Genomic DNA, 21,043 nt, shown 5'->3' with positions numbered 1-21,043 from the left:
TCTGGCGGGGGCGTTTTCGCGAGCGCGTCAGGGACGAACGGTGCCCAGCACGATCGGCCCGGCGCCGGGCGCCGAGTCGGCCACGGTGTACGCGCCTTCCAGCGCCGCCAGCGCGGACGGGACCGCGTCGGGGGTGTCCGTGTGCAGTTCCAGCAACGGATCGCCGGCCGAGACCCGCTCGCCCGGCTTCGCCAGGCACAGGATGCCCGCGCTCGCCTGGACCGGGTCCTCCTTACGAGCCCGGCCCGCGCCGAGACGCCAGGCCGCCACGCCGACCGCGTACGCGTCGAGCGAGGCCAGCACGCCCGAAGCAGGCGCCTTGACCACGTGGACATGCGAAGGCGAGGGCAGCGCCGCCGACGGGTCGCCGCCCTGGGCCGCGATCATCCGGCACCACGTCTCGTAGGCCGCGCCCGAAGCGAGCACCGCCGCCGGGTCCACTGAGGACAGGCCGGCCAGCGCGAGCATCTCGCGGGCCAGCGAAACCGTCAGCGAGACGACGTCGGCCGGGCCGCCGCCCTTGAGCACCTCGACCGCTTCGGCGACCTCGGCCGCATTGCCGACCGCGCGGCCCAGCGGCACGTTCATGTCGGTGATCAGGGCGACCGTGGCGACGCCGTGCGCCGTGCCGATGTCGACCAGCGTCCGGGCCAGCGCCCGGGCGTCGTCGACCGTTTTCATGAACGCGCCGGAGCCCGCCTTGACGTCCAGGACCAGTCCGGACGCGCCCTCGGCGATCTTCTTGCTCATGATCGAGCTGGCGATCAGCGGGATGGACTCGACGGTGCTCGTCACGTCCCGCAGCGCGTACAGCTTCTTGTCCGCCGGCGCGAGCCCTTCGGTCGCCGCGCAGACGACCGCGCCGACGGAGTCGAGCTGGGCCGAGATCTCGTCCAGCGACAGTGCGGCCCGCCAGCCCGGGATGGACTCCAGCTTGTCCAGCGTCCCGCCGGTGTGGCCGAGGCCGCGGCCGGACAGCTGCGGCACGGCGGCCCCGCACGCGGCGACCAGCGGCGCCAGCGGCAGCGTGATCTTGTCGCCGACCCCGCCCGTCGAGTGCTTGTCCACGGTCGGGCGCGAGACGTCCAGCGAAAGCCGCGAACCCGACTCGATCATCGCTCCGGTCCAGCGCGAGATCTCGCCGGAGTCCATGCCGCGCAAGAAGATCGCCATGGCCAACGCGGCCATCTGCTCCTCCGCGACGACCCCGTGCGTGTAGCCGTCGACCACCCAGTCGATCTGCTCGTCGCTCAGCCGCCCGCCGTCGCGCTTGGCCCGGATGACGTCCACCGCCGCAAACCGGCTCACGGCAGGTCGTCCGGACCGAACGCGTCCGGCAGGACGTCCGACATCGGCAGCACGCCGCGCGGGGTGTCCACCAGACACGTCGAACCGCCCAGCTCGAACAGGATCTGCCGGCATCGGCCGCAGGGCATCAGCAGCTCGCCCTCACCGCTGCGGCACGCGACGGCCACCAGCCGGCCGCCGCCCGAGAGCCGCAATTGGCCCGCCATCGTGCACTCCGCGCACAAGCCGAGGCCGTACGAGGCGTTCTCGACGTTACAGCCGGTCACCTGGCGGCCGTCGTCCACGATGCCCGCGACGCCGACGTGCAGGCCCGAGTACGGCGCGTACGCATGCGAGGCAGCGGAAACCGCCGCGGCCCGCAGCGCCTCCCAGTCCACAGTAGACACTGTCATCAGTCGCCTTCACCCCGGCGGTACGGCTGCCCGTCGGCCTTCGGCGGCCGTAGTCGTTGCGAGGCCACGGCCAGCACGATCAGCGTCACGAAGTGCGCCGTGTACGGGATCAGGTCACTGGGCAGCGTGTCGTTCGTCCAGTAGATCGCGTACAGGATCCCGGCGCCGACGACGCCGAGCCCGGCCGCCAGCCAGCGCCGCCGGAACAGCTGCACGACCACGATGACGCCCAGCAGGATCACGGAGCCGTACAGCAGCGCGAGCACCGCTTCGCCGCCGCCGGCCAGCTGCAGGCCGTCGGCGTAACCGAACAGCGCGGCGCCGCCGAGCAGCCCACCGGGCCGCCAGTTGCCGAAGATCATCGCGGCCAGGCCGATGTAACCACGGCCGTTGGTCTGGTTCTCCAGGTAGTCCGCGCCGCCCTTGAGCAGCACCAGCGACGCGCCGCCCATGCCGGCGAAGCCGCCCGAGATCAGCATCGCGACGTACTTGTGCCGGTAGACGTTCACGCCCAGCGACTCGGCCGCGACCGGGTTCTCCCCGCACGAGCGCAACCGCAGGCCGAACCGCGTGCGCCAGAGCACGTAGTAGCTGATCGGCACCAGCAGGATCGCGATCATGGTCAGCGGCGCGACACCGGTGACCAGGCCGCGCAGCACGCCCGCGACGTCGGAGATCCCGACGCGTTGCTCGTTTTCCAGTGAGCCCAGCCAATCGGACAGGCCCGACGCCGAGTAGGTGTCGAACTTCGGCACCGGCGGCGACTGCCGCGGGTTGCCGGAGATCGGCTCGAAGATCAGGTTCGCCAGGTACTTCGCGACGCCGAGGCCGAGCAGGTTGATCGCGACGCCGGAGACGATGTGGTTGACGTTGAACGTCACCGTCGCGACCGCGTGCAGCAGACCGCCGAGCGCGCCGAACACGATCGCCGCGATCAGACCGACCCAAACGCCGCCGTAGTACGCGCCCCAAGCCGCGCCCCAGGTGCCGAGGATCATCATGCCTTCGAGGCCGATGTTGACCACGCCCGCGCGCTCGGCCCACAGGCCGCCGAGCGCGCACAGCAGGATCGGCAGCGCGAGCCGCAACGCGGTGGAAGCCGTGTTGCTGGACGTCAGCGCCGCGACGCCGGTCGAGTACGACGCGGTCGACATGACCACGATCGCGACGACCGCCCAGATCACCCCACGCGCCCAGCCCGGGATCCGGGGGACCCGGCGCCGCTTCGGCATCGGGGTGCCGGATTCGGGCTCGGGGCGGGAAAACTCCGTCGTGGCGGTCACACCGCACCGCCTTCCGCGACCGAGGAGCCCTTGCGCCCGTTGCCGGCCAGTGCCCGGCCCACCCGGCGTTGCTCGGCGGCCAGGTCCGCGCGCCGCACGACCTCGTACGCCACGACGACCGACAGCACGATGATGCCCTGCATGATGGTCGCGATCTCCTTGGACACGTTGATCTGCTCCAGCGAAACCGCCGAGGTGTCGAGGAACGCCCAGAGCAGCGCGCCGAGCGCGATCCCGCCCGGGTTGTTGCGGCCGAGCAGCGCTACCGCGATGCCCGTGAAGCCGTACATCTGCGTGGACGTGATGCCGTAGCTGTAATCCCGGCCGAGCAGCTCCGGCATGGCGACCAGCCCGGCCACCGCGCCCGAGAGGATCATCGCGATCAGCGTCATCTTCTTCGCGTTGACGCCGCCCGCGGCCGCCGCGGTCGTCGACTCGCCGCTGGCCTTCAGCTCGAAGCCGAACCGCGTCCGGTTGAGCATGAACCAGTACGCGACACCGATCACGGCCGCGATGATCACGAAGCCGAACAGCGTGCCCGAGCCGAGCGGGATGCCGGGGATCCGGCCCGACGGCGCGATCACGCGGGTGCCGATGTTGTTGCCGGTCTGCACGCCGAACTGGTCGGCGTTGATCAGGAAGGCGATGATCCCGGCGACGATCGAGTTCAGCATGATCGTCGAAATGACCTCGCTGACCCCGCGGGTCACCTTCAGCACCGCCGGGACCGCCGCGTACAGCGCGCCGGACACGATGGCGACCAGCAGGATCACGATGGTGTGGATGACCGGCGGCAGCTGCAGCGCGCCGCCGATGATGGCCGCGATCACCGCCGCGAACCGGTACTGGCCCTCGACCCCGATGTTGAACAGGTTCATCTGGAAGCCGATGGCCACCGCGAGCCCGGACAGGTAGTAGACCGTGGCCAGGTTGACCGTGTCGACGGCGGTGGAGCCCTTGAACAGCTGGCCGACCATCGTGCCGTACGCCTCGAGCGGGTCGGCGCCGGAAATGATGAGCGCGATCGCCGAGAGCAGCAGGGCGAAGACGATCGCCAGCAGAGGCGGCAGCAGCCGCGTGCGCCACGAACTCATAACTCTTCTTCACCTTCTTCGGCGCCGGTCATGGCGGAGCCGAGTTCCTGCGGGGTCACGGTGGCGGGGTTCGCCTCGCTCACCAGACGGCCGCGCAGCATGACGCGGATGGTGTCGGACAGCCCGATCAGCTCGTCGAGGTCCGCGGAGATCAGCAGCACCGCGAGCCCGTCGGCGCGGGCCTGGCGGATCTGCTCCCAGATCATCGCCTGCGCGCCGACGTCGACCCCACGCGTCGGGTGTGAGGCGATCAGCAGCACGGGATTGCCGGACAGCTCGCGGCCGACGATCAGCTTCTGCTGGTTGCCGCCCGAAAGCGCGGCGGCCGGCACCTCGATGCCGGGCGTGCGCACGTCGTACTCGCGCACGATGCGCTCGGTGTCGGCGCGCGCGCCCGCGATGTCGAGCAGCTGCCCGTTCGAGACCGGTTCGCGCGTCTGGTAGCCGAGAATCCGGTTGACCCACAACGGTTGTGTGAGCAGCAGGCTGTGCCGCGTGCGGTCCTCGGCGATGTAGCCGATGCCCGCCTCGCGCCGCGCGAGCGTGCCCAGCTTCACCAGGTCGCGGGCCTCGCCCTCGGGGGACACCAGCTCGATGTGCCCGCCGCTCGCCTTGCGCATCCCCATGATCGTCTCGACGAGCTCGGTCTGCCCGTTGCCCTCGACGCCGGCGATGCCGAGCACTTCGCCCGCGTGCACGGTGAAGGAGATGTCGTCGAGCAGGTTCCGCTCGGAGCCCTCCGCGGCGAGCCGCAGTTCGCGCAGGCGCAGGATGTCGCGATCGGTCACCGTCGACTCGCGGGTCTCCGGGCTGGGCAGCTCCGAGCCGACCATCATCTCCGCCAGCTGACGGCTGGTGATGGTCTTCGGATCGGCCGTGCCGACGGTGGTGCCGCGCCGGATCACCGTGACGGTGTCGGCGATCGCGCGCACCTCGTCGAGCTTGTGGGAGATGAAGAGGAACGTGTAGCCGTCGGCCTGCATCCCGCGGACGGTGGCGAACAGCGCGTCCACCTCCTGCGGGACGAGCACGGCGGTCGGCTCGTCGAGGATGATGATCTTCGCGCCGCGGTAGAGCACCTTCACGATCTCGACGCGCTGGCGGTCGGCGACGCCGAGCTCCTCCAGCAGCGTCTCGGGCTTCGCGTGCAGGCCGGTCTGCTCGGCCAGCTTCGCCAGCCGGGCGCGCGCCGCGCGGCCGATGCCGTGCAGGGACTCGGCGCCGAGGAACACGTTCTCGCCGACGGTGAGGTTGTCGGCGAGCATGAAGTGCTGGTGCACCATGCCGATCCCGGCCCCGATGGCGTCCTGCGGGTTGCGCAGTTTCACCTCGGCGCCGTTGATCGCGATGGTGCCCTCGTCGGGCTGCTGCATCCCGTAGAGGATCTTCATCAGGGTCGACTTGCCGGCGCCGTTCTCACCGCAGAGGGCGTGGACCTCGCCCGGTGCCACGGTCAGGTTGACGTCGGAGTTCGCGACCACACCCGGGAAGCGCTTGGTGATCCCGGTCAGCTGGACGGCCGCCACGCCCCGGTCCGGGACGGCTTCGGCCTCTGCGGTGCTCATGGAGGAAGGCATCCAGTTCTGTCGAAACGCGTGAGGGCTCGGAAGGAAGATCCTTCCGAGCCCTGGCGCGTCAGTGAGCTACTTCGATGGTTTGTCCGAAACCTTGATCGTGCCGTCGATGATCTGGGCCTTGTACCCGTCGAGCACGTCCTTGATGTCGTCGACCTTGCCGCCCGAGGTGGCGTAGCCGACGCCGTCGACCTTCAGGTCGAACCGCTTCGGCAGCACGCTCAGGTCGCCCTTGGCGACCGCCTGGATGTAGTTGAAGACGGCGACGTCGACGCGCTTGATCATCGAGGTGATGATGATGTCCTTGTCCGCGGCGACGGTCTTCTGGTTGTACTGGTCGGAGTCGACGCCGATGGCCAGCGCCTTGCCCGCCTTCGCGGCGTCGAACACGCCCTTACCGGAGGCGCCGGCCGCGTGGTAGACGACGTCAGCGCCCTTGGCGATCTCGGCCGCGGCCTTCACGTTGCCCTTGGCCGGGTCCTGGAAACCGGAGAAGTCACCGGCCGGGGACAGGTACTCGTCCTCGATCTTGACCTTGTCCGACACGGCCTTCGCGCCCTGGATGTAGCCGGCCTCGAACTTCTGGATCAGCGGGGTGTTGACGCCGCCGACGAAGCCGATGTGGCAGCTCTTGCTCTTGTAGACGGCGGCGACGCCGGCCAGGAACGAGCCCTGCTCCTCGGCGAAGACCAGCGGGGTCACGTTCGGCTGGTTGATCGAGTCGTCGTCGACGATCGCGAACTTGGTGCCCGGGTGCTTCGGCGCGACGGCGGCGACGGAGGGGGCGTACGCGAACCCGACCGCGATGATCGGGTTCAGGCCGTCCGCGGCCATCTGCTCGAGACGCTGCTGCTTCGCGGATTCGGCCTCGCTGGCGCTCGCGGTGCTCTCGCTGACCTGCGTGACGCCGAGGTCGGCCTTCGCCTTGTCGGTGCCGGCGGCGGCCGCGTCGTTGAACGAGGCGTCACCACGGCCGCCGACGTCGAAGGCCAGGCCGATCTTCAGCTTGCTGGCGTCGACCTTGCCGCCGGCGGCGCTGCTGCTCGTCGCCAGTTCGGGCGCGGCGGGCGGCTTCGGCGCGGTCACGCAGCTCGAGCCGGAGTTGCCGGTCGAGCCCGAAGCGTTGTTACTGCTGTTCCCGGTGTCCTTCGCGCAACCGGCCAGAGTCAGCACCCCGGCCATGGTCACGGCGGCCAGCGCGGTTCCACGCATGCGACGCAACGTGTGTCTCCCTCCCCGCTGATCCAGCGGATGATCCGAGAACGACCCGGCCTTTGGCGCCGGGTTCGACCGCAAGACCGTACCCAACGGCCAGGAAGTCGCCATAGGAAAGGCACGCTACGTAACACAAACGTTTACTCAGCGGCCCGATGCGCGACCATTCGTGTACTTACGGTGATCAGGTCGGACACACTCCGCAGGCTCGGCCCGCCGGTCTCACCTGATCAGCGGAACCGCCGGGGTGGCTCGGGCCGCCCGACCGGCACGTTCGGTGTCCATTGTGGTCATCCCGGGCCGCCGGGCGGAAGCCCTCCGGCGGCGAAGCGGCACCGCCACGTGCTCCACACCACACGCCCGAGCGGAGCAGGACGCTCCCGGTGTCTGGTCCATCACAGAGACGAACCCGGAGGTGAGCCGGGCCCGGATGGCGGGTCTAGCATCCAGTCATCCACGCTCGATGGCCCCTGATCTCGGCACCGTTGCCGGAGTTGTCCCCAGTGGACCGACCCCGGAGGCGAGTGCGGACCTCACCGGGTACCCGGGCACGACAGATGACGTTGGAGGCCGTTCACCGATGTCCACCACGGCGAGCCCTGCCACTGAGGCAGGCGCGAGCGATCGGGCGGGTGCCTCACGCCGTCAGGGATCCTTCTACCGGGGCGACCCGGGCATGTGGTCCTGGGTGCTGCACCGCATCACCGGCGTGCTGACATTCTTCTTCCTGTTCGTCCACGTGCTCGACACCGCGCTGGTGCGCGTGTCGCCGAACACGTACGACCAGGTGATCGAGACGTACAAGACCCCGCTGGTGAACCTGCTGGAGGTCGGCCTCGTCGGCGCGGTGCTCTTCCACGCGCTCAACGGCATCCGGGTCATGCTGGTCGACTTCTGGTCGAAGGGCCCGAAGTTCCAGAAGACGATGCTGTGGGTGATCGGCGTCGTCTGGGTCGTCGTGATGATTCCCGGTGCGTTCTTCATGCTCAAGCGCACGGTCGAGACGCTCTTCGGGGGTAACTGACGATGGCCGACTCGCTCATCATCGAGAAGCCGCGCGCGCCCAAGCGCCCGGCGGCCCGCCGCAGCAACTTCGAGCTGTACAGCTGGCTGTTCATGCGGATCTCCGGCCTCGCGCTGATCATCCTGGTGCTCGGCCACCTGCTGATCATGAACATCCTCGACGGCGGGGTGCACCGGATCAACTGGGGCTTCGTCGCCGGGCGCTGGGCCTCGCCGTTCTGGCAGTTCTGGGACCTGGCGATGCTGTGGCTCGCGGAGATCCACGGCGGCAACGGGCTGCGCACGATCATCGACGACTACGCCCGCAAGGACTCGACGCGGTTCTGGCTGAAGATCCTGCTGTACGTCTCGATGGCGCTGATCCTGGCCGTCGGCACCATGGTGATCTTCACGTTCGACCCCGAGATGCCCGCCAGCTGACGGCGCACCCACCACAGCGCACATCCGAGAACAAGCGGAGTCTTTCCCATGCAGTTCCACAAGTACGACGTGGTGATCGTCGGCGCCGGTGGCGCCGGCATGCGCGCGGCCATCGAATCCGGCCAGCGCGCCCGCACCGCGGTCCTCACGAAGCTGTACCCGACCCGGTCCCACACCGGCGCGGCCCAGGGCGGCATGTGCGCCGCGCTGGCGAACGTCGAAGAGGACAACTGGGAGTGGCACACCTTCGACACCGTCAAGGGCGGTGACTACCTGGTCGACCAGGACGCGGCCGAGATCATGGCCAAGGAGGCCATCGACGCGGTCCTCGACCTGGAGAAGATGGGCCTGCCGTTCAACCGGACGCCCGAGGGCAAGATCGACCAGCGCCGGTTCGGCGGGCACACCCGCGACCACGGCAAGGCCGCCGTCCGCCGCGCCTGCTACGCCGCGGACCGCACCGGCCACATGATCCTCCAGACGCTGTACCAGAACTGCGTCAAGTACGGCACGGAGTTCTTCAACGAGTTCTACGTGCTCGACCTGGTGACCAACGAGGACGAGCACGGCAACCCGGTCGCCTGCGGTGTCGTCGCCTACGAGCTGGCCACCGGCGAGCTGCACGTCTTCCAGGCCAAGTCGATCGTGTTCGCCACCGGCGGCGCTGGCAAGATCTTCAAGACGACGTCGAACGCGCACACCCTCACCGGTGACGGCCTCGGCATCATCTTCCGCAAGGGCCTGCCGCTGGAGGACATGGAGTTCTTCCAGTTCCACCCGACCGGCCTCGCGGGCCTGGGCATCCTCATCTCCGAGGCGGTCCGCGGCGAGGGCGGCATCCTCCGCAACGCCGACGGCGAGCGCTTCATGGAGCGTTACGCGCCGACCATCAAGGACCTCGCGCCGCGCGACATCGTCGCCCGCTCGATGGTCCAGGAGGTGCTGCAGGGCCGCGGTTGCGGGCCGAACAAGGACTACGTGGTCCTCGACGTCACGCACCTGCCGGTCGAGGTGCTGGAGACCAAGCTCCCGGACATCACCGAGTTCTCGCGCACCTACCTGGGCGTCGACCCGGTGAAGGAGCCGGTGCCGGTGTTCCCGACCTGTCACTACGTGATGGGCGGCATCCCGACCAACATCCACGGCGAAGCGTTGCGGGACAACGAAAACGTGATCCCGGGCCTGTACGCGGCCGGCGAGGTCGCGTGCGTCTCGGTGCACGGCTCGAACCGGCTGGGCACCAACTCGCTGCTGGACATCAACGTGTTCGGCCGCCGGGCGGGCATCGCGGCGGCGGAGTACGCGCTCGCGCACGAGCACGTCGAGCTGCCGGAGATCCCCACCAAGCTGGTCGAGGACCAGCTGGAGCTGCTGCTGTCGGAGCACGGTGACGAGCGCGTCGCCGACATCCGCAAGGCGATGCAGCAGACGATGGACTCGCACGCTTCGGTGTACCGCACCGAGGACACGCTCAAGCAGGCGCTGACCGACATCCAGGCGCTGAAGGAGCGGTACACGCGGATCACCGTGTCGGACAAGGGCAAGCGGTACAACACCGACCTGCTCGAGGCCGTCGAGCTGGGCTTCCTGCTGGAGCTGGCGGAGGTCCTGATCGTCGGCGCGATCGCCCGCAAGGAGTCCCGCGGCGGCCACGCCCGCGAGGACTACCCGACCCGCGACGACACGAACTTCATGCGGCACACCATGGCCTACAAGCAGGGCGAGGGCCTTTCGTCCGACATCCGGCTCGATTACAAGCCGGTGACCTTCACCCGCTACGAACCGATGGAGCGGAAGTACTGATGACGACGGCAACCCCCGAGGCCCCCTCGTCCGAGGCCTCCGAAGAGCACACGCCGATCACGGTCACGCTGAAGATCCTGCGGTTCAACCCGGAGGTCGACTCGGAGCCGCACTGGGAGTCCTACGACGTCCCGGCGCAGCGCACGGACCGGCTGCTGAACCTGCTGTTCTACGTCAAGGACTACCTCGACGGCACGTTCTCCTTCCGCCGCTCGTGCGCCCACGGCGTGTGCGGCTCGGACGCCATGCAGATCAACGGCATCAACCGGCTGGCCTGCAAGGTGCTGATGAAGGACTTGCTGGAGAAGGACGGCAAGAAGACCGTCATCTCGATCGCGCCGATCAAGGGCCTGACCACCCTGAAGGACCTCTATGTCGACATGGACCCGTTCTTCGAGGCCTACCGTGCGATCAAGCCGTACCTGATCACCTACGGCAACGAGCCGTCCCGCGAGCGCATCCAGTCCCAGGCCGACCGCGACCGCTTCGACGACACCACCAAGTGCATCCTCTGCGCCTGCTGCACGTCGTCCTGCCCGGTCTACTGGAACGACGGCTCGTACTTCGGCCCCGCCGCGATCGTCAACGCGCACCGCTTCATCTTCGACTCCCGCGACGACGGAGCCGAAGAACGCCTCGACATCCTGAACGACGGCGAGGGCGTCTGGCGCTGCCGCACCACCTTCAACTGCACCGACGCCTGCCCACGTGGCATCCAGGTCACGAAGGCGATCCAGGAAGTGAAGCGCGCACTGCTGTTCAAGCGCGTCTGAGCCTTGCCGGTCGAAGGCCCCTGCCCGGATTCGGCGGATTCGAGGGGTCGTTGCAGCACGAGTGGTTAGTTGGCTTGGGTGAGGAGTTTAGCGAGGCGCTCGGCTGGGGTGTCCCAGCCGAGCGTTTTGCGTGGGCAGCTCGCCGCGTCCTTGGGCGTAGAGGGCCTGGTAGATCGTCTCGTGGATTACATGCCACTCCGGCCGGTCGGGATGCTTCCGTCGCAGGATCGCGGCGATCTGCTCGGGCCTGCGTTTACGGGCTAGATGGTCCTGCACGACCTGGTAGAGCTCGGCATCGGCCGCGAGCGTGCAGGTCTTGGGCCGCGGCCGGCGGGTGTCGGCACGGGCCTGCGCGGCGTGTGGCCGGTACTGCCCGTTGCCGGGGTGGCGGTTGCGGCGGAATCTCCCGGCTGATCGTGGACGGGCTGCGGCCCAGCTCGGCGGCGATCTGCCGGATCGTGGCCTGCTCCCGCAGCCGGTCAGCGATGTGGACGCGGTCGTCCTCGCCCAGATAGCGAGAAGACGCAGACGGCGGCACCACCGCGGCGACTGGTCGTGCCGCCTTATCCTTGCCGCACGCGTTGCGCCCGTTACGCCAGCGCTTACCGGTCCTCAGCTTCACCCCGACCAGCCGGCACGCCTCATCGTTGCCCACGCCCTACCGCACGAGCCGCAAGTATTCGGCCCGTTCCACAACAAGCCTGCGCGGCCCTGAGGCTTCCGCTCCGCCTGGACCTGAAAGCCCATCGCAACCCCTGAACTGAGGTGTTGCGACGACTCCTAGAACCCAAGGGATTCGGGTGGGGCCTTCGTCGTTTCCTGGGCCCTGACGGAACAGTGGGCTAAAGTGGACACCCGCGGTCGGCACGGGGAGGCTATATGAGCGCGAACTCGGACCTCCGGAGAACGGTTTCCCGAAGATTCGCACCGTTCATCGCCGATATCGAAGAACTGGTCCACCGCGAAGGATATCTCCGCACGCTGGCGGCCACGATCACAACACTCGGCAGCGTCGGCCTGATCGGTCAGCTACTCGGAATCGCTTGGCTGCGTACTACTTTTGCAACCTTCGCTGCCGTCTTGTTCGTACTGGTCAGCGCGGTTTCCTTCGCGGGCACGCAACGGCTGCGCTCGCGGATAGACCGAGATGAGGCCCTGCTCCACGACTACGCCGAGTCGCTGTACAAGAGCCCAGCCACAGTCATTCGTGAATGGAAACAGGAAGTCGTCATTGAGTCTACTGGCGATACGCACTTCTCCCGGACTCTCGTCCTCGGCGATTCCGGCAGTGACACCCCTCGCTACGTCAGTCTGGGCATCGTCCGGTTCGACAGGTCACCGATGTCGGAACGCTCTCGGCGACGTGTCACCTACTCCGCCGTCCACGCGAGCCGGCCGCATGATCTCAGCGGCGGTACTCGGGTGCACACCACAGCCAGCTGGACAAAGGCACCGACTGGAGAACGGCTCACCGTCTACGCCCACCTCGGCAGGACTGTTCAGGACGGAGATCTGCTCACCCTCGAATGCAGCTGGCCCCGGTTTTCGACCGAGCTAATGTCCGGTAAGGCTCCGGAAACATTCGAGGCGAGGTTCGCCATTCCGGTGGCCTGGTTCGAGCACCGTGTGGTGTTCCGCTGTGCCGGTCACACCCGCCGTCTGGGCATCCGGCCGTTGCCGGGTACCGAGGTGGTCCGCGAACGACGGAGTGGCGACACCGTCGTCACCTTCCGCGGCTCGAATCCCGAGCTGTTGCAGCCTCGGGGCTTCGTCGCGGATCTGGCCGAGTGAACTCCGTCCGGCCCCGGTGGAAACCAGAGCCGGACGGATCAGCTCACCGAACCGCGTCGAGCGCGTTCACCAACCCATGCCCGTAATACGAGTTGTCCCGCGCCGCCCCCGAGCACTCCGCTGCGTCGCAAGCCACCGGGTCCGCCTCGGCCTCCAACAGCCCCGTCAAAATCCGAGGCGAAGCGAACGGGTGCCGCGAAGCCAGCAGAGCCGCCACCCCGGCCACGTGCGGCGAGGCCATCGACGTGCCGCACTTGGTGCCGTACCCGCCGTCGAAGATCGTCGACAACGGACAGCCCTCGCCCGAACCAGTGGGCGGGAGTTGCGCGAAGTCGCCGCCCGGGGCGGTGACCGAGATGGCGCCGAAGTTCGAGAAGGACGACTTCGTGCCCTGGTAGCCGACCGACGAGACCGTCACGACGCCGTCGATCGCCTTCGGGAGGATGCCGCACGAGGAGTCGACCGGGTGGGGGCGGTTGGGGTCGGTGGTCTGCTTGGTGACGTCGAAGCCGCTGTTGCCCGCCGCCGCCACGTTCAGCACGCCGCGGTGGGTCGAGTACACCACCGCGCGCCGGACGGCCTCGTACGCGGCCGAATCGCCCGGCTCGCGCGAGCAGTAGAACATGCCCGGGTCGATGTAGTAGCTGTTGTTCGTCACGCGGAAGCCGTGCTGCGCGGCCCAGACGAAACCGCACACGGCGGCCTCCGGGAAGATGTAGCCGTCGTCGTTCACGACCTTCACCGACGCCAGCCGCACGCCCGGGGCGATGCCCGTGAAGCCGCGCGCCGCGTCCTTGCCCGCGATGGTGCCGGCGACATGCGTGCCGTGGTCGGAATTCGTCGGGGCCCACGACGCCGGGGTGCGGTCCGGCGCGCCCGTCACGCAGCCGGCCGACGAGCTCGCGTCGACGGCCTTCGCCAGCGCCGGGTGTTTGGCGTCGATGCCCGAGTCCAGCACGCCGACGGTGACCGACCGCGAGCCCTGATTCACCTTGTTCGCCTCGGGCGCGTGGATCGCGCGCATGTCCCACTGCTGGGCCGAAAGGTCCCCGTCACCGGCCACGCGCTGCGTCGCCTCCAGCTCCCGGACGGCCGAGCGCGCCGAGACCCGCGCCGCCTGCGAGGCCACGTCCTTCCCACCCGAATAAGCCCGGTTGACGCCGATCCGCTGCGCGAAGTCCGCATTGCGCGAGCTCGCGACGGCGACGCCGATCTCCGGGTAGTACCCCACCTTCGCCCCGCACTTGGCCCGCAACTCCGCGTCGACCACGAACTGCGGCGAGCCCGGCTGGTACAGCACCACGTAGCTGAACGGCGTGCTCGTGGTGTCACAGGCGACAGCGGGGGCGGCCGAGGCCGGCGCGGCCAGCCCACCGGCGACGACGGACACCAGCGCCGCGGGCACGAGCAATCGACGTAAACGGGACATTCCCACCTCCGAGGTTGGTGGCGAGAACGTTAGGCAGCCGGTGCGCCGCCCGCCACCGACCAAAGGACCGTCACACGATCAGGTGGCCGAGCTCTTCTCGGTGTCCCGTTCCTTCGCCGTCGCCCGGACCGCGCGCCAGCCCAGCAGGCCGATGATCGTGCCGAGCACGAACGAAACGACCGTCAGCACCGCGTGCACGATGAAGTACGCGGTCGGCGAACCGTCCGCTGACCAGGACTGATCGCTGGCCCACAGGTTCTTCGCGAACGTGATCCAGATGATCCAGGACCACCCGCCGAAGGCCAGCAGGAACCACGCGGTACCACGAGAGATACGCATGTCCTGAGTATGCAGCCGCGCCCTCCCGGCTAGATTGCGTGGGTGTTCAGCGTCTCCTCCCGGTCACCCCGGCTCCTCGTCGCGTCGCTCGCCGTCGGCGTCCTGTCCGTCGTCGCACCACCGGCGGCGGGCGCGGCCGCGCAGACCGGCGCGCTCGCGCTGTCGTCGCCGTGCACCGCTGCCGCCGCGCCCCCGGCACCGGTGGACACGTCCGAGAAGCCGGCTCCCGGCCAGACCGTGCCGCCCCCGCTGCCGGTGCCGGCCCAGCCCGTCGGCGGCCCGCTGCTCGGCAGCTGCGACACGATCCTCCCGCCGGGCGCGCCGCCGCTGCCCGCCGGCGACACGGCCGCGTCGTGGGTGGTCCAGGACCTCGACACCGGTGACGTCATCGCCGCCAAGAACCCGCACGCGCGCGAGCGGCCCGCGTCGCTGATCAAGACGCTGCTGGCGCTGGTGGTCGTCACCGAGCTGAAGCCGGACAAGATCGTGGTGCCGACCGAGGAGGACGCCAAGCAGGAGTGCACCTGCGTCGGCATCTCCGCGGGCGTGCCCTACACCGTCGACCAGCTGCTGCACGGCCTGCTGATGCACTCGGGCAACGACGTCGCGCACGCGTTCGCCACCGCGCTCGGCGGCGTGGACGTGGCCGTCGGGAAGATGAATGGGCTGGCCGCGCGCATCGGCGCCACCGACACCCGCGCGGCCACGCCGTCCGGCCTCGACGGGCCGGGCATGTCGACCTCGGCTTACGACCTGAGCCTGATCTTCCACTACGCGATGAAGCAGCAGGAGTTCGCGCAGGCCGTCGGGACGAAGGCGTACACGATCCCGGCGTCCGGCGGGAAGCCCGCGATCCCGGTCTACAACGACAACAAGCTGCTCGGCGCCTACCCCGGCTTCCTCGGCGGCAAAACCGGTTTCACCGACGATGCCCGGCACACCTACGTCGGCGCCGCCGAGCGCGACGGCCACCGCCTGGCCGTGGTGATGATGCGCGCCGAACAGCGGCCCACCCTCGTCGTCGCGCAGGCGGGCAAGCTGCTCGACTACAGCTTCGCGTTGGAGGACAAGCACGCCACGCCGGTCGGGCGGATCGCGTACGAGGCCCTCGTCGCCACCGCCCCGCCCGGCGCGCCGCCGCTCAACGTCGCGCCCGCCGCGGCGGCGAAGTCGGCCCCGGCCGCGAAGCCGGACCCGTTCGGCACCACCGGCTGGATCCTCACCCTGGTGGTGGCCGTGATCATCGCGGCCGGGTTCACCCTCCGGCACCGGCTACGCAAGCAGCGGAGCGCTTAAGGCCGGCGCCGGCCCAGCCAGCCGAGCAGCGCGCCGGCGCTGAAGGCGCCCGCGGCCGCGCCCAAGCCCAGTCCACGTTGGACAGTCACCTGCGGCTCCAGCCGCACCGGTGGCGGGGGCGCCACAACGCGTCGCTGGTTCTCGACCGCCGTGGCCGTCCAAGCGGTGACGAACAGCAGGAAGCGCGAGACGAGGTTCGCGAAGACCAGCAGCCCGATCACCGGTCCGAAAATCGCGAACGACGGTGATTTCGTGACGCTGGCCAGGTAGTACGACCCGGCCTTCTGCAGGATCACGAATCCCACGGCGGCGAAGATCGCGCCCTTCACGGCGCTGCGCGCCACGACCCGTTCACGCGGCAGCCGCGCGATGACCCACAGGAACACCAGGGTGTTCGCGAGCAGGCCCAGCACGATCGTCGCGGCCGTCAGCAGGTACCGGGCCCAGGTCTGGTCCTCCAGGCCGACCAGCTTCAGCAGCAGGTTGCCGAGGCCGCTGCCCGCGGCCGTGAGCGCGAACGACACGATCAGCGCCAGGGCGAGCCCGAGCAGCGACAACAGGTCCTTGAGCGTCGTGGTGACCAACGGCTGTTGCTTTTTCTCCTGGCCCCACTGGGCGGTCAGCGCGTCCCGCAGGTTCGCCATCCAGCCGACGCCGGAGTACGCCGCGATCACCAGCCCGAAGATCCCGATGCCGCTGCCGGAGTCGATCGCCGCCTTGGTGATGGTCTTGACCAGGTCCTGGAGGCCCGCGGGCACGGAGTTGTTGATCCCGTTGGTGATCTGGCCGATCACCGCCTGGTCGCCACCGACGACCAAACCGACGACCGCGAACGCGACCATCAGGATCGGGATCACCGACAGCACGCTGAAATAGGTGATCGCGGCGGCGTAGTGATTGCCGTAGTGCTCGTTGAAGGAGTCATTGGCGCGGATCAGATGATCCAGCCACGGGTACTTCCGCCGCAGCCGGGGCAGCAGCTTTTCCTTCTCACCGGTCTGTTTCGCCACTGGTTGACGCTAACTACGCGGGTGTCGCCCCGCAACGCGAGCCGGTACGAGTGGGTCAGTCGAGCCGGGACAGGAACGCACGGTAGGCGTCGTCCACCCGTCCGGCGGACACCGGCACCACGTGCGCGCGCGAACGGGTCTCGAGCAGTGCCTCGAGCCGGTCGTAGAGTGCGGCGACCTCGGCGGGCGTGGCATCGGGGTGCTCGGGCCGCGGCGGCCGTTCCGCGAACCGGCGGAGGATCTCGTCCTTGCTGTCCCAGAGGACGATCTCGTGGAAGCTCGCGCCGGCTTCCTGCGCCAGCGCTTCCAGCCGGTCCAGGAATTCCCATCGCCCGAGCAGCTGCGGGATGACGACGTCGTGGCCCGCCTGAAAGTGCGCGCGAGCGGCGGCGATCGCCAGCTCACGCGCGGGGAGGCCGGCGCCGGACGGGTCGTCCCGCCAGCCCCCGATCAGCGCGCGCACCCGGTCGATGTCCAAGGCCAGCGCGGGCGGGTGCTCGTCGGCGTAACGGCCCGCCAGCGTCGACTTGCCGACGGCGGGCGGACCGTTGAGGAGGATCAGCCGCGGGCTCAGCGGGCCACCGGCAGGAAGCCGATGCGCTCGTACACCGTCGCGAGGGTGGCGGCCGCGACCTCGCGGGCGCGCTCCGCCCCGGCGGCCAGAACCTTGTCCAGCTCGGCGACGTCGTCCAAATAGGACTGAACGCGCTCCTGCAGCGGTGTCACCCACTCCACCAGCACGTCGGCGAGGTCCTTCTTGAGGTCGCCGTAGCCCTTGCCGTCGTAGGCCGCCTCGAGGTCGGCGATCGTGCGGTCGGTGAGGGCGGAGTAGATCGTGAGCAGGTTCGAGACGCCGGCCTTGTTCTCGGCGTCGAAACGGACTTCGCGGCCGGTGTCGGTGACGGCGGAGCGAATCTTCTTCGCCGAGCGCTTCGGGTCGTCGAGCAGCTCGACCAGGCCGTTGGCGGCGGACGCGGACTTGCTCATCTTCGCCGTCGGGTCCTGCAGGTCGAAGATCTTCGCGGTGTCCTTGACGATGTGCGGCTCCGGCACGGTGAACGTCTTGCCGAGCCGGTTGTTGAAGCGCTGCGCGAGGTTTCGCGTGAGTTCGAGGTGCTGGCGCTGGTCCTCGCCGACGGGCACGGCGTTCGCCTGGTAGAGCAGGATGTCCGCAGCCTGCAGGATCGGGTACGTGAAGAGCCCGACGCTGGCGCGGTCGGTGCCCTGTTTGGCGGACTTGTCCTTGAACTGCGTCATCCGGCCGGCCTCGCCGAAGCCGGTCTGGCACTCCAGCACCCAGCTCAGCTGTGCGTGTTCGGCCACGTGACTCTGCACGAAAAGCGCGCTCCGCCGCGGGTCGACGCCGATGGCCAGCAGCTGGGCCGCCGACCGCCGCGTCCGCTCGAGCAGCACCTTCGGATCCTGCTCGACGGTGATCGCGTGCAGGTCGACGACGCAGTAGAACGTCTCGTGCGTGTCCTGCAGCCGCACCCACTGGCGCAGCGCGCCGAGGTAGTTGCCGAGGTGGAACGAGTCGGCAGTCGGCTGGATCCCGGAAAGCACCCGCAGGCGCCCGGTCTGTTCGTCGGACACGAGTGGATTCTTTCAGGCCCCGCCGGGGCGGGTCACACGGAGGTCTCCCCTGGCGGCTCTTCGCCTACTCGACGGAGTGGCGGTTCACGGAGAGCTATCACGGTTTTGGCCTGGGCAAAGGAAACTGCCAGGTCAGATCGGGTGTGCTGCTTTGTACCCACTGCTCGGCGCCGCCCGCTGGGCGGGCTCCGCGGCGTCAGCGCTGGCGAAGCGGGGAGAGCGGGCGGGTCGGCTCATCGGCGTCCATCCGTGCCTCGACGGCCGGGGCCGGCGCGGCGGCCGCGCGGGCCTTGCGTCGCTGGCGCAGGACGCCGAGCGTCATGCCGACGATGCCGAGGGCCACGGCGACCAGGCCGACCGGCCCGAGCATGCCGAAGCCCGTGGAGTTGGTCTCCGCGCGGGCGACCCCGTCGTCGGCGAAGGCGACGCTGCCGCCGGCGAGCAGCAGTGCCGCCGGGAGGGCGACCAGCGTCGCCGCCCGGGCCGAGCGCAGGGTGTACCGCATCAGGAGATGACCTGGGTAACGCACCGGAGTGCCTCCCGCGAAGTGACTGTGCCTGGCGAGAACGCTCACCCGTAAGGATGAGCTACTGGTGAGAAAACTACCGAGCGTGTCAAGACCTGCTGGTTTTGATCAACTCGGGCGCCGAGACTAGCGCCCATCCGTGGCTGCCGAATGAGCACCCCCGGCGCCTGAGTGTTGTGCGTGGTCAGCGCTCCGTGACCAACCGGGCACCGGGCCGCGGGCCCGCGGCCGAACGCACGAAGACCGCCGACACCGTCCGGACGAACCCGGTAGCCGCCCGTCGGCCGAAGAGAGCGCCTGGGATCTTCACCCACATGGCCGCACCGGGTCACCCTCCGCGAATTTTTCACCAAGTTCACTGGTCTTATCGCGGCTTTCTTTCCGATGTCCGGTTTCCCGCTCTGGTCACCCGGCTGTTATTGGTCTATACCTCTCTGGTGTAGACCACTTCAGGGGGCCCGACCAAGGGAGCTGACGATGTCTCTACGAAGGATTTTGCAGGCCGTCGGAATCACGGCCGCCGCGTTCGTCGCCACGGCGGCGGCGGTCATCCCGGCTTCGACAGCCACCGCGGCACCCGCCAGAAGCGCCGCCGTTTCCTCGCCGAGCGCCAGCTTTGTCGTCAGCGAGGACCAGTTCAACCAGATCTTCCCCGGCCGGAATTCCTTCTATACCTACGGTGGGCTGACGGCCGCGCTCGACGCGTACCCCGGTTTCGCCAACACCGGCAGTGACACGGTGAAGAAGCAGGAGGCGGCGGCGTTCCTGGCCAACGTCAGCCACGAGACCGGCGGCCTCGTCTACATCGTCGAGCAGAACACCTCGAACTACCCGCATTACTGCGACACGACCCAGTCCTACGGCTGCCCGGCGGGCACGGCCGCGTACTACGGCCGCGGCCCGATCCAGCTGAGCTGGAACTTCAACTACAAGGCCGCCGGCGACGCCCTCGGGATCGACCTGCTGAACAACCCGTACCTGGTCGAGCAGGACGCGGCCGTCTCGTGGAAGACCGGGCTCTGGTACTGGAACACCCAGACCGGCCCCGGCACCATGACCCCGCACGACGCGATGGTCAACCAGCGCGGCTTCGGCGAGACGATCCGCAGCATCAACGGCTCCATCGAGTGCAACGGCGGCAACCCCGCCCAGGTGCAGAGCCGGATCGACGCCTACACGAAGATCACCGGCATCCTGGGCGTCGACCCGGGTGCCAACCTGAGCTGCTGAGTCTGGGCGAACGGTCCCCCCGGCGCGTGCCGAGGGGACCTTTCGCTTGTACGGCAATAAGAATCAGCCGGCGAACGGGTGGTCGTAAACGGCGGTGACGGGCGCGTGATCGGACCAGCGCTGGTCGTAACTCGCCGCGCGCTCGACGACCACGGAGGTGACCTTCTCGGCCAGGCCCGGGGTGGCGAGCTGGCAGTCGATGCGCCAGCCGGAGTCGTTGTCGAAGGCCTGGCCGCGGTAGGACCACCAGGTGTACGGGCCGGGGCCTTCCGGGTCGAGGCGCCGCTGGACGTCGGTGTAGCCCGCCTCCGCGTAGACGCGGCCGAGCCACTCGCGCTCCTCGGGGAGGAAGCCGGAGGCTTTCCGGTTGCCACGCCAGTTCTTGAGGTCGACGGTGTCGTAGGCGATGTTCCAGTCGCCCACCACCACGACCTCGCGCCCGGCCGCGGCGGACTTCGCGCGCAGCTCGACGAGGTAGGGCAGGAAGGCCGCCATGAAGCGTTCCTTTTCGTCCTGCCGCTCGGTGCCGACGTCGCCACTCGGCAGGTACAGGCTCGCGACGACCACACCGGGCAAGTGCATCTCGAGGTAACGCCCGCTGTCCTCGAACTCGGGCTCACCAAAGCCGATGCGCACCTCTTCCGGCTCAACGCGGCTATACAGCGCGACGCCGCTACGCCCCTTCACCGACGAGGGCGCGTGCACAGCGAACCACCCCTCGGGCGACACAACGGACGCCGGCAACTGCGCAGCCTCAGCCCGCACCTCCTGACAGGCGACGACGTCGGCCTTCGTGGTGGCAAGCCACTCGACAAAGCCCTTTTTCACGGCGGCCCGAAGGCCGTTGACATTCACGGTGGAGACGGTCAGCACGTCGCGAACGCTACCTCGCGGGTCCGACAATCCCGGGCGAGACCTTCCGCGAGAGCTTCTGTGGGACCTTC

General features: G+C 68.9%; 21 protein-coding genes. 7 read left to right on the top strand and 14 right to left on the bottom strand.

Going from position 1 to position 21,043, the window contains the following annotated elements; genetic code table 11:
- Positions 1–27 precede the first annotated feature (27 nt).
- From BMY97_RS31875 to BMY97_RS31850, 6 genes are all read right to left on the bottom strand, one after another.
- Complete coding sequence (locus BMY97_RS31875) at positions 28–1,308, bottom strand: thymidine phosphorylase (RefSeq protein ID WP_091624072.1); 1,281 nt, start codon at positions 1,306–1,308, stop codon at positions 28–30.
- Complete coding sequence (locus BMY97_RS31870; protein WP_091624343.1) at positions 1,305–1,694, bottom strand: cytidine deaminase; 390 nt, start codon at positions 1,692–1,694, stop codon at positions 1,305–1,307. The genes BMY97_RS31875 and BMY97_RS31870 overlap by 4 nt, the downstream gene beginning before the upstream one ends.
- Positions 1,695–1,699: 5 nt before the next feature.
- Positions 1,700–2,932 (bottom strand): ABC transporter permease, encoded by a 1,233-nt coding sequence (locus BMY97_RS31865; protein WP_091624340.1) that lies wholly within the window; start codon positions 2,930–2,932, stop codon positions 1,700–1,702.
- A 47-nt stretch (positions 2,933–2,979) separates the two neighbouring features.
- On the bottom strand, positions 2,980–4,077 hold the full coding sequence (locus BMY97_RS31860) for an ABC transporter permease (protein WP_091624069.1): 1,098 nt from the start codon (positions 4,075–4,077) through the stop codon (positions 2,980–2,982).
- Positions 4,074–5,642: an ABC transporter ATP-binding protein gene (locus BMY97_RS31855; RefSeq protein ID WP_091624067.1), complete on the bottom strand. Its 1,569-nt coding sequence runs from the start codon at positions 5,640–5,642 to the stop codon at positions 4,074–4,076. The genes BMY97_RS31860 and BMY97_RS31855 overlap by 4 nt, the downstream gene beginning before the upstream one ends.
- Before the next feature lie 78 nt (positions 5,643–5,720).
- Complete coding sequence (locus tag BMY97_RS31850) at positions 5,721–6,863, bottom strand: BMP family lipoprotein (RefSeq protein ID WP_091624064.1); 1,143 nt, start codon at positions 6,861–6,863, stop codon at positions 5,721–5,723.
- Between the two features lie 583 nt (positions 6,864–7,446).
- Between BMY97_RS31850 and sdhC the strand changes: the two genes are divergently transcribed.
- From sdhC to BMY97_RS31830, 4 genes are read left to right on the top strand one after another with little or no spacing between them, the layout of a single operon-like run.
- Positions 7,447–7,890, top strand: coding sequence for a succinate dehydrogenase, cytochrome b556 subunit (sdhC, locus tag BMY97_RS31845; RefSeq protein ID WP_091624061.1), 444 nt, complete (start codon positions 7,447–7,449; stop codon positions 7,888–7,890).
- A 2-nt stretch (positions 7,891–7,892) separates the two neighbouring features.
- Positions 7,893–8,309, top strand: coding sequence for a succinate dehydrogenase hydrophobic membrane anchor subunit (locus tag BMY97_RS31840; protein WP_091624059.1), 417 nt, complete (start codon positions 7,893–7,895; stop codon positions 8,307–8,309).
- Positions 8,310–8,357: 48 nt separating this feature from the next.
- Positions 8,358–10,112, top strand: a complete 1,755-nt coding sequence (gene sdhA / locus BMY97_RS31835) for a succinate dehydrogenase flavoprotein subunit (protein WP_091624055.1) — start codon at positions 8,358–8,360, stop codon at positions 10,110–10,112.
- Complete coding sequence (locus BMY97_RS31830) at positions 10,112–10,885, top strand: succinate dehydrogenase iron-sulfur subunit (protein WP_091624052.1); 774 nt, start codon at positions 10,112–10,114, stop codon at positions 10,883–10,885. Before sdhA ends, BMY97_RS31830 begins: the two co-directional genes overlap by 1 nt.
- Positions 10,886–11,138: 253 nt before the next feature.
- Here BMY97_RS31830 and BMY97_RS49660 read toward each other — a convergent pair whose 3' ends face one another.
- Positions 11,139–11,423, bottom strand: coding sequence for a helix-turn-helix domain-containing protein (locus BMY97_RS49660; protein ID WP_425425355.1), 285 nt, complete (start codon positions 11,421–11,423; stop codon positions 11,139–11,141).
- A gap of 341 nt (positions 11,424–11,764) precedes the next feature.
- Here BMY97_RS49660 and BMY97_RS31820 point away from each other — a divergent pair, with 341 nt between their 5' ends.
- Complete coding sequence (locus tag BMY97_RS31820) at positions 11,765–12,676, top strand: hypothetical protein (RefSeq protein WP_091624046.1); 912 nt, start codon at positions 11,765–11,767, stop codon at positions 12,674–12,676.
- Between the two features lie 43 nt (positions 12,677–12,719).
- Here the strand turns inward: BMY97_RS31820 and BMY97_RS31815 are convergent, their stop codons facing one another.
- Together BMY97_RS31815 and BMY97_RS31810 are read right to left on the bottom strand one after the other, a co-directional pair.
- Positions 12,720–14,105 (bottom strand): S8 family peptidase, encoded by a 1,386-nt coding sequence (locus BMY97_RS31815; protein ID WP_177231634.1) that lies wholly within the window; start codon positions 14,103–14,105, stop codon positions 12,720–12,722.
- 78 nt (positions 14,106–14,183) lie between these two features.
- A complete protein-coding gene (locus BMY97_RS31810; RefSeq protein ID WP_091624043.1) occupies positions 14,184–14,444 on the bottom strand; it encodes an SCO4848 family membrane protein in 261 nt (86 codons plus the stop codon).
- A gap of 42 nt (positions 14,445–14,486) precedes the next feature.
- Here BMY97_RS31810 and BMY97_RS31805 point away from each other — a divergent pair, with 42 nt between their 5' ends.
- The gene (locus tag BMY97_RS31805; RefSeq protein ID WP_091624040.1) at positions 14,487–15,740 is read left to right on the top strand and encodes a D-alanyl-D-alanine carboxypeptidase family protein; all 1,254 of its coding nucleotides are present in this window, start codon (positions 14,487–14,489) and stop codon (positions 15,738–15,740) included.
- Here the strand turns inward: BMY97_RS31805 and yhjD are convergent.
- From yhjD to BMY97_RS31785, 4 genes are all read right to left on the bottom strand, one after another.
- Positions 15,737–16,750: an inner membrane protein YhjD gene (gene yhjD / locus BMY97_RS31800; protein WP_091624037.1), complete on the bottom strand. Its 1,014-nt coding sequence runs from the start codon at positions 16,748–16,750 to the stop codon at positions 15,737–15,739. The genes BMY97_RS31805 and yhjD overlap by 4 nt on opposite strands.
- 55 nt (positions 16,751–16,805) lie before the next feature.
- Positions 16,806–17,324: an AAA family ATPase gene (locus BMY97_RS31795; RefSeq protein WP_091624335.1), complete on the bottom strand. Its 519-nt coding sequence runs from the start codon at positions 17,322–17,324 to the stop codon at positions 16,806–16,808.
- Complete coding sequence (gene trpS, locus BMY97_RS31790; RefSeq protein WP_091624034.1) at positions 17,321–18,343, bottom strand: tryptophan--tRNA ligase; 1,023 nt, start codon at positions 18,341–18,343, stop codon at positions 17,321–17,323. The genes BMY97_RS31795 and trpS overlap by 4 nt, the downstream gene beginning before the upstream one ends.
- 196 nt (positions 18,344–18,539) lie before the next feature.
- A complete protein-coding gene (locus BMY97_RS31785) occupies positions 18,540–18,848 on the bottom strand; it encodes a hypothetical protein (protein WP_091624031.1) in 309 nt (102 codons plus the stop codon).
- A gap of 498 nt (positions 18,849–19,346) precedes the next feature.
- Between BMY97_RS31785 and BMY97_RS31780 the strand changes: the two genes are divergently transcribed.
- Positions 19,347–20,099: a chitinase gene (locus BMY97_RS31780; protein WP_091624028.1), complete on the top strand. Its 753-nt coding sequence runs from the start codon at positions 19,347–19,349 to the stop codon at positions 20,097–20,099.
- Positions 20,100–20,162: 63 nt separating this feature from the next.
- Here BMY97_RS31780 and BMY97_RS31775 read toward each other — a convergent pair whose 3' ends face one another.
- Positions 20,163–20,972: an exodeoxyribonuclease III gene (locus tag BMY97_RS31775; RefSeq protein ID WP_177231633.1), complete on the bottom strand. Its 810-nt coding sequence runs from the start codon at positions 20,970–20,972 to the stop codon at positions 20,163–20,165.
- Between the last annotated feature and the right edge of the window lie 71 nt (positions 20,973–21,043).

The sequence above is a fragment of the Amycolatopsis saalfeldensis genome, assembly GCF_900110575.1.
Lineage (GTDB): Bacteria > Actinomycetota > Actinomycetes > Mycobacteriales > Pseudonocardiaceae > Amycolatopsis > Amycolatopsis saalfeldensis.
Note: the sequence above shows the minus strand (reverse complement) of the source record. Positions and strands in the feature narration are given on the sequence as shown.

Excerpts from the sequence above, each read along its gene's own strand:
- BMY97_RS31860 (WP_091624069.1), bottom strand. The coding sequence starts at position 4,077 with ATGAGTTCGTGGCGCACGCGGCTGCTGCCGCCTCTGCTGGCGATCGTC.
- sdhC (WP_091624061.1), top strand. The coding sequence starts at position 7,447 with ATGTCCACCACGGCGAGCCCTGCCACTGAGGCAGGCGCGAGCGATCGG.
- BMY97_RS31840 (WP_091624059.1), top strand. The coding sequence starts at position 7,893 with ATGGCCGACTCGCTCATCATCGAGAAGCCGCGCGCGCCCAAGCGCCCG.
- sdhA (WP_091624055.1), top strand. The coding sequence starts at position 8,358 with ATGCAGTTCCACAAGTACGACGTGGTGATCGTCGGCGCCGGTGGCGCC.
- BMY97_RS31780 (WP_091624028.1), top strand. The coding sequence starts at position 19,347 with ATGTCTCTACGAAGGATTTTGCAGGCCGTCGGAATCACGGCCGCCGCG.
- BMY97_RS31855 (WP_091624067.1), bottom strand. The coding sequence starts at position 5,642 with ATGAGCACCGCAGAGGCCGAAGCCGTCCCGGACCGGGGCGTGGCGGCC.
- BMY97_RS31830 (WP_091624052.1), top strand. The coding sequence starts at position 10,112 with ATGACGACGGCAACCCCCGAGGCCCCCTCGTCCGAGGCCTCCGAAGAG.
- BMY97_RS31810 (WP_091624043.1), bottom strand. The coding sequence starts at position 14,444 with ATGCGTATCTCTCGTGGTACCGCGTGGTTCCTGCTGGCCTTCGGCGGG.
- BMY97_RS31850 (WP_091624064.1), bottom strand. The coding sequence starts at position 6,863 with ATGCGTGGAACCGCGCTGGCCGCCGTGACCATGGCCGGGGTGCTGACT.
- BMY97_RS31815 (WP_177231634.1), bottom strand. The coding sequence starts at position 14,105 with ATGTCCCGTTTACGTCGATTGCTCGTGCCCGCGGCGCTGGTGTCCGTC.
- BMY97_RS31820 (WP_091624046.1), top strand. The coding sequence starts at position 11,765 with ATGAGCGCGAACTCGGACCTCCGGAGAACGGTTTCCCGAAGATTCGCA.
- BMY97_RS31865 (WP_091624340.1), bottom strand. The coding sequence starts at position 2,932 with ATGCCGAAGCGGCGCCGGGTCCCCCGGATCCCGGGCTGGGCGCGTGGG.
- BMY97_RS31785 (WP_091624031.1), bottom strand. The coding sequence starts at position 18,848 with ATGCGGTACACCCTGCGCTCGGCCCGGGCGGCGACGCTGGTCGCCCTC.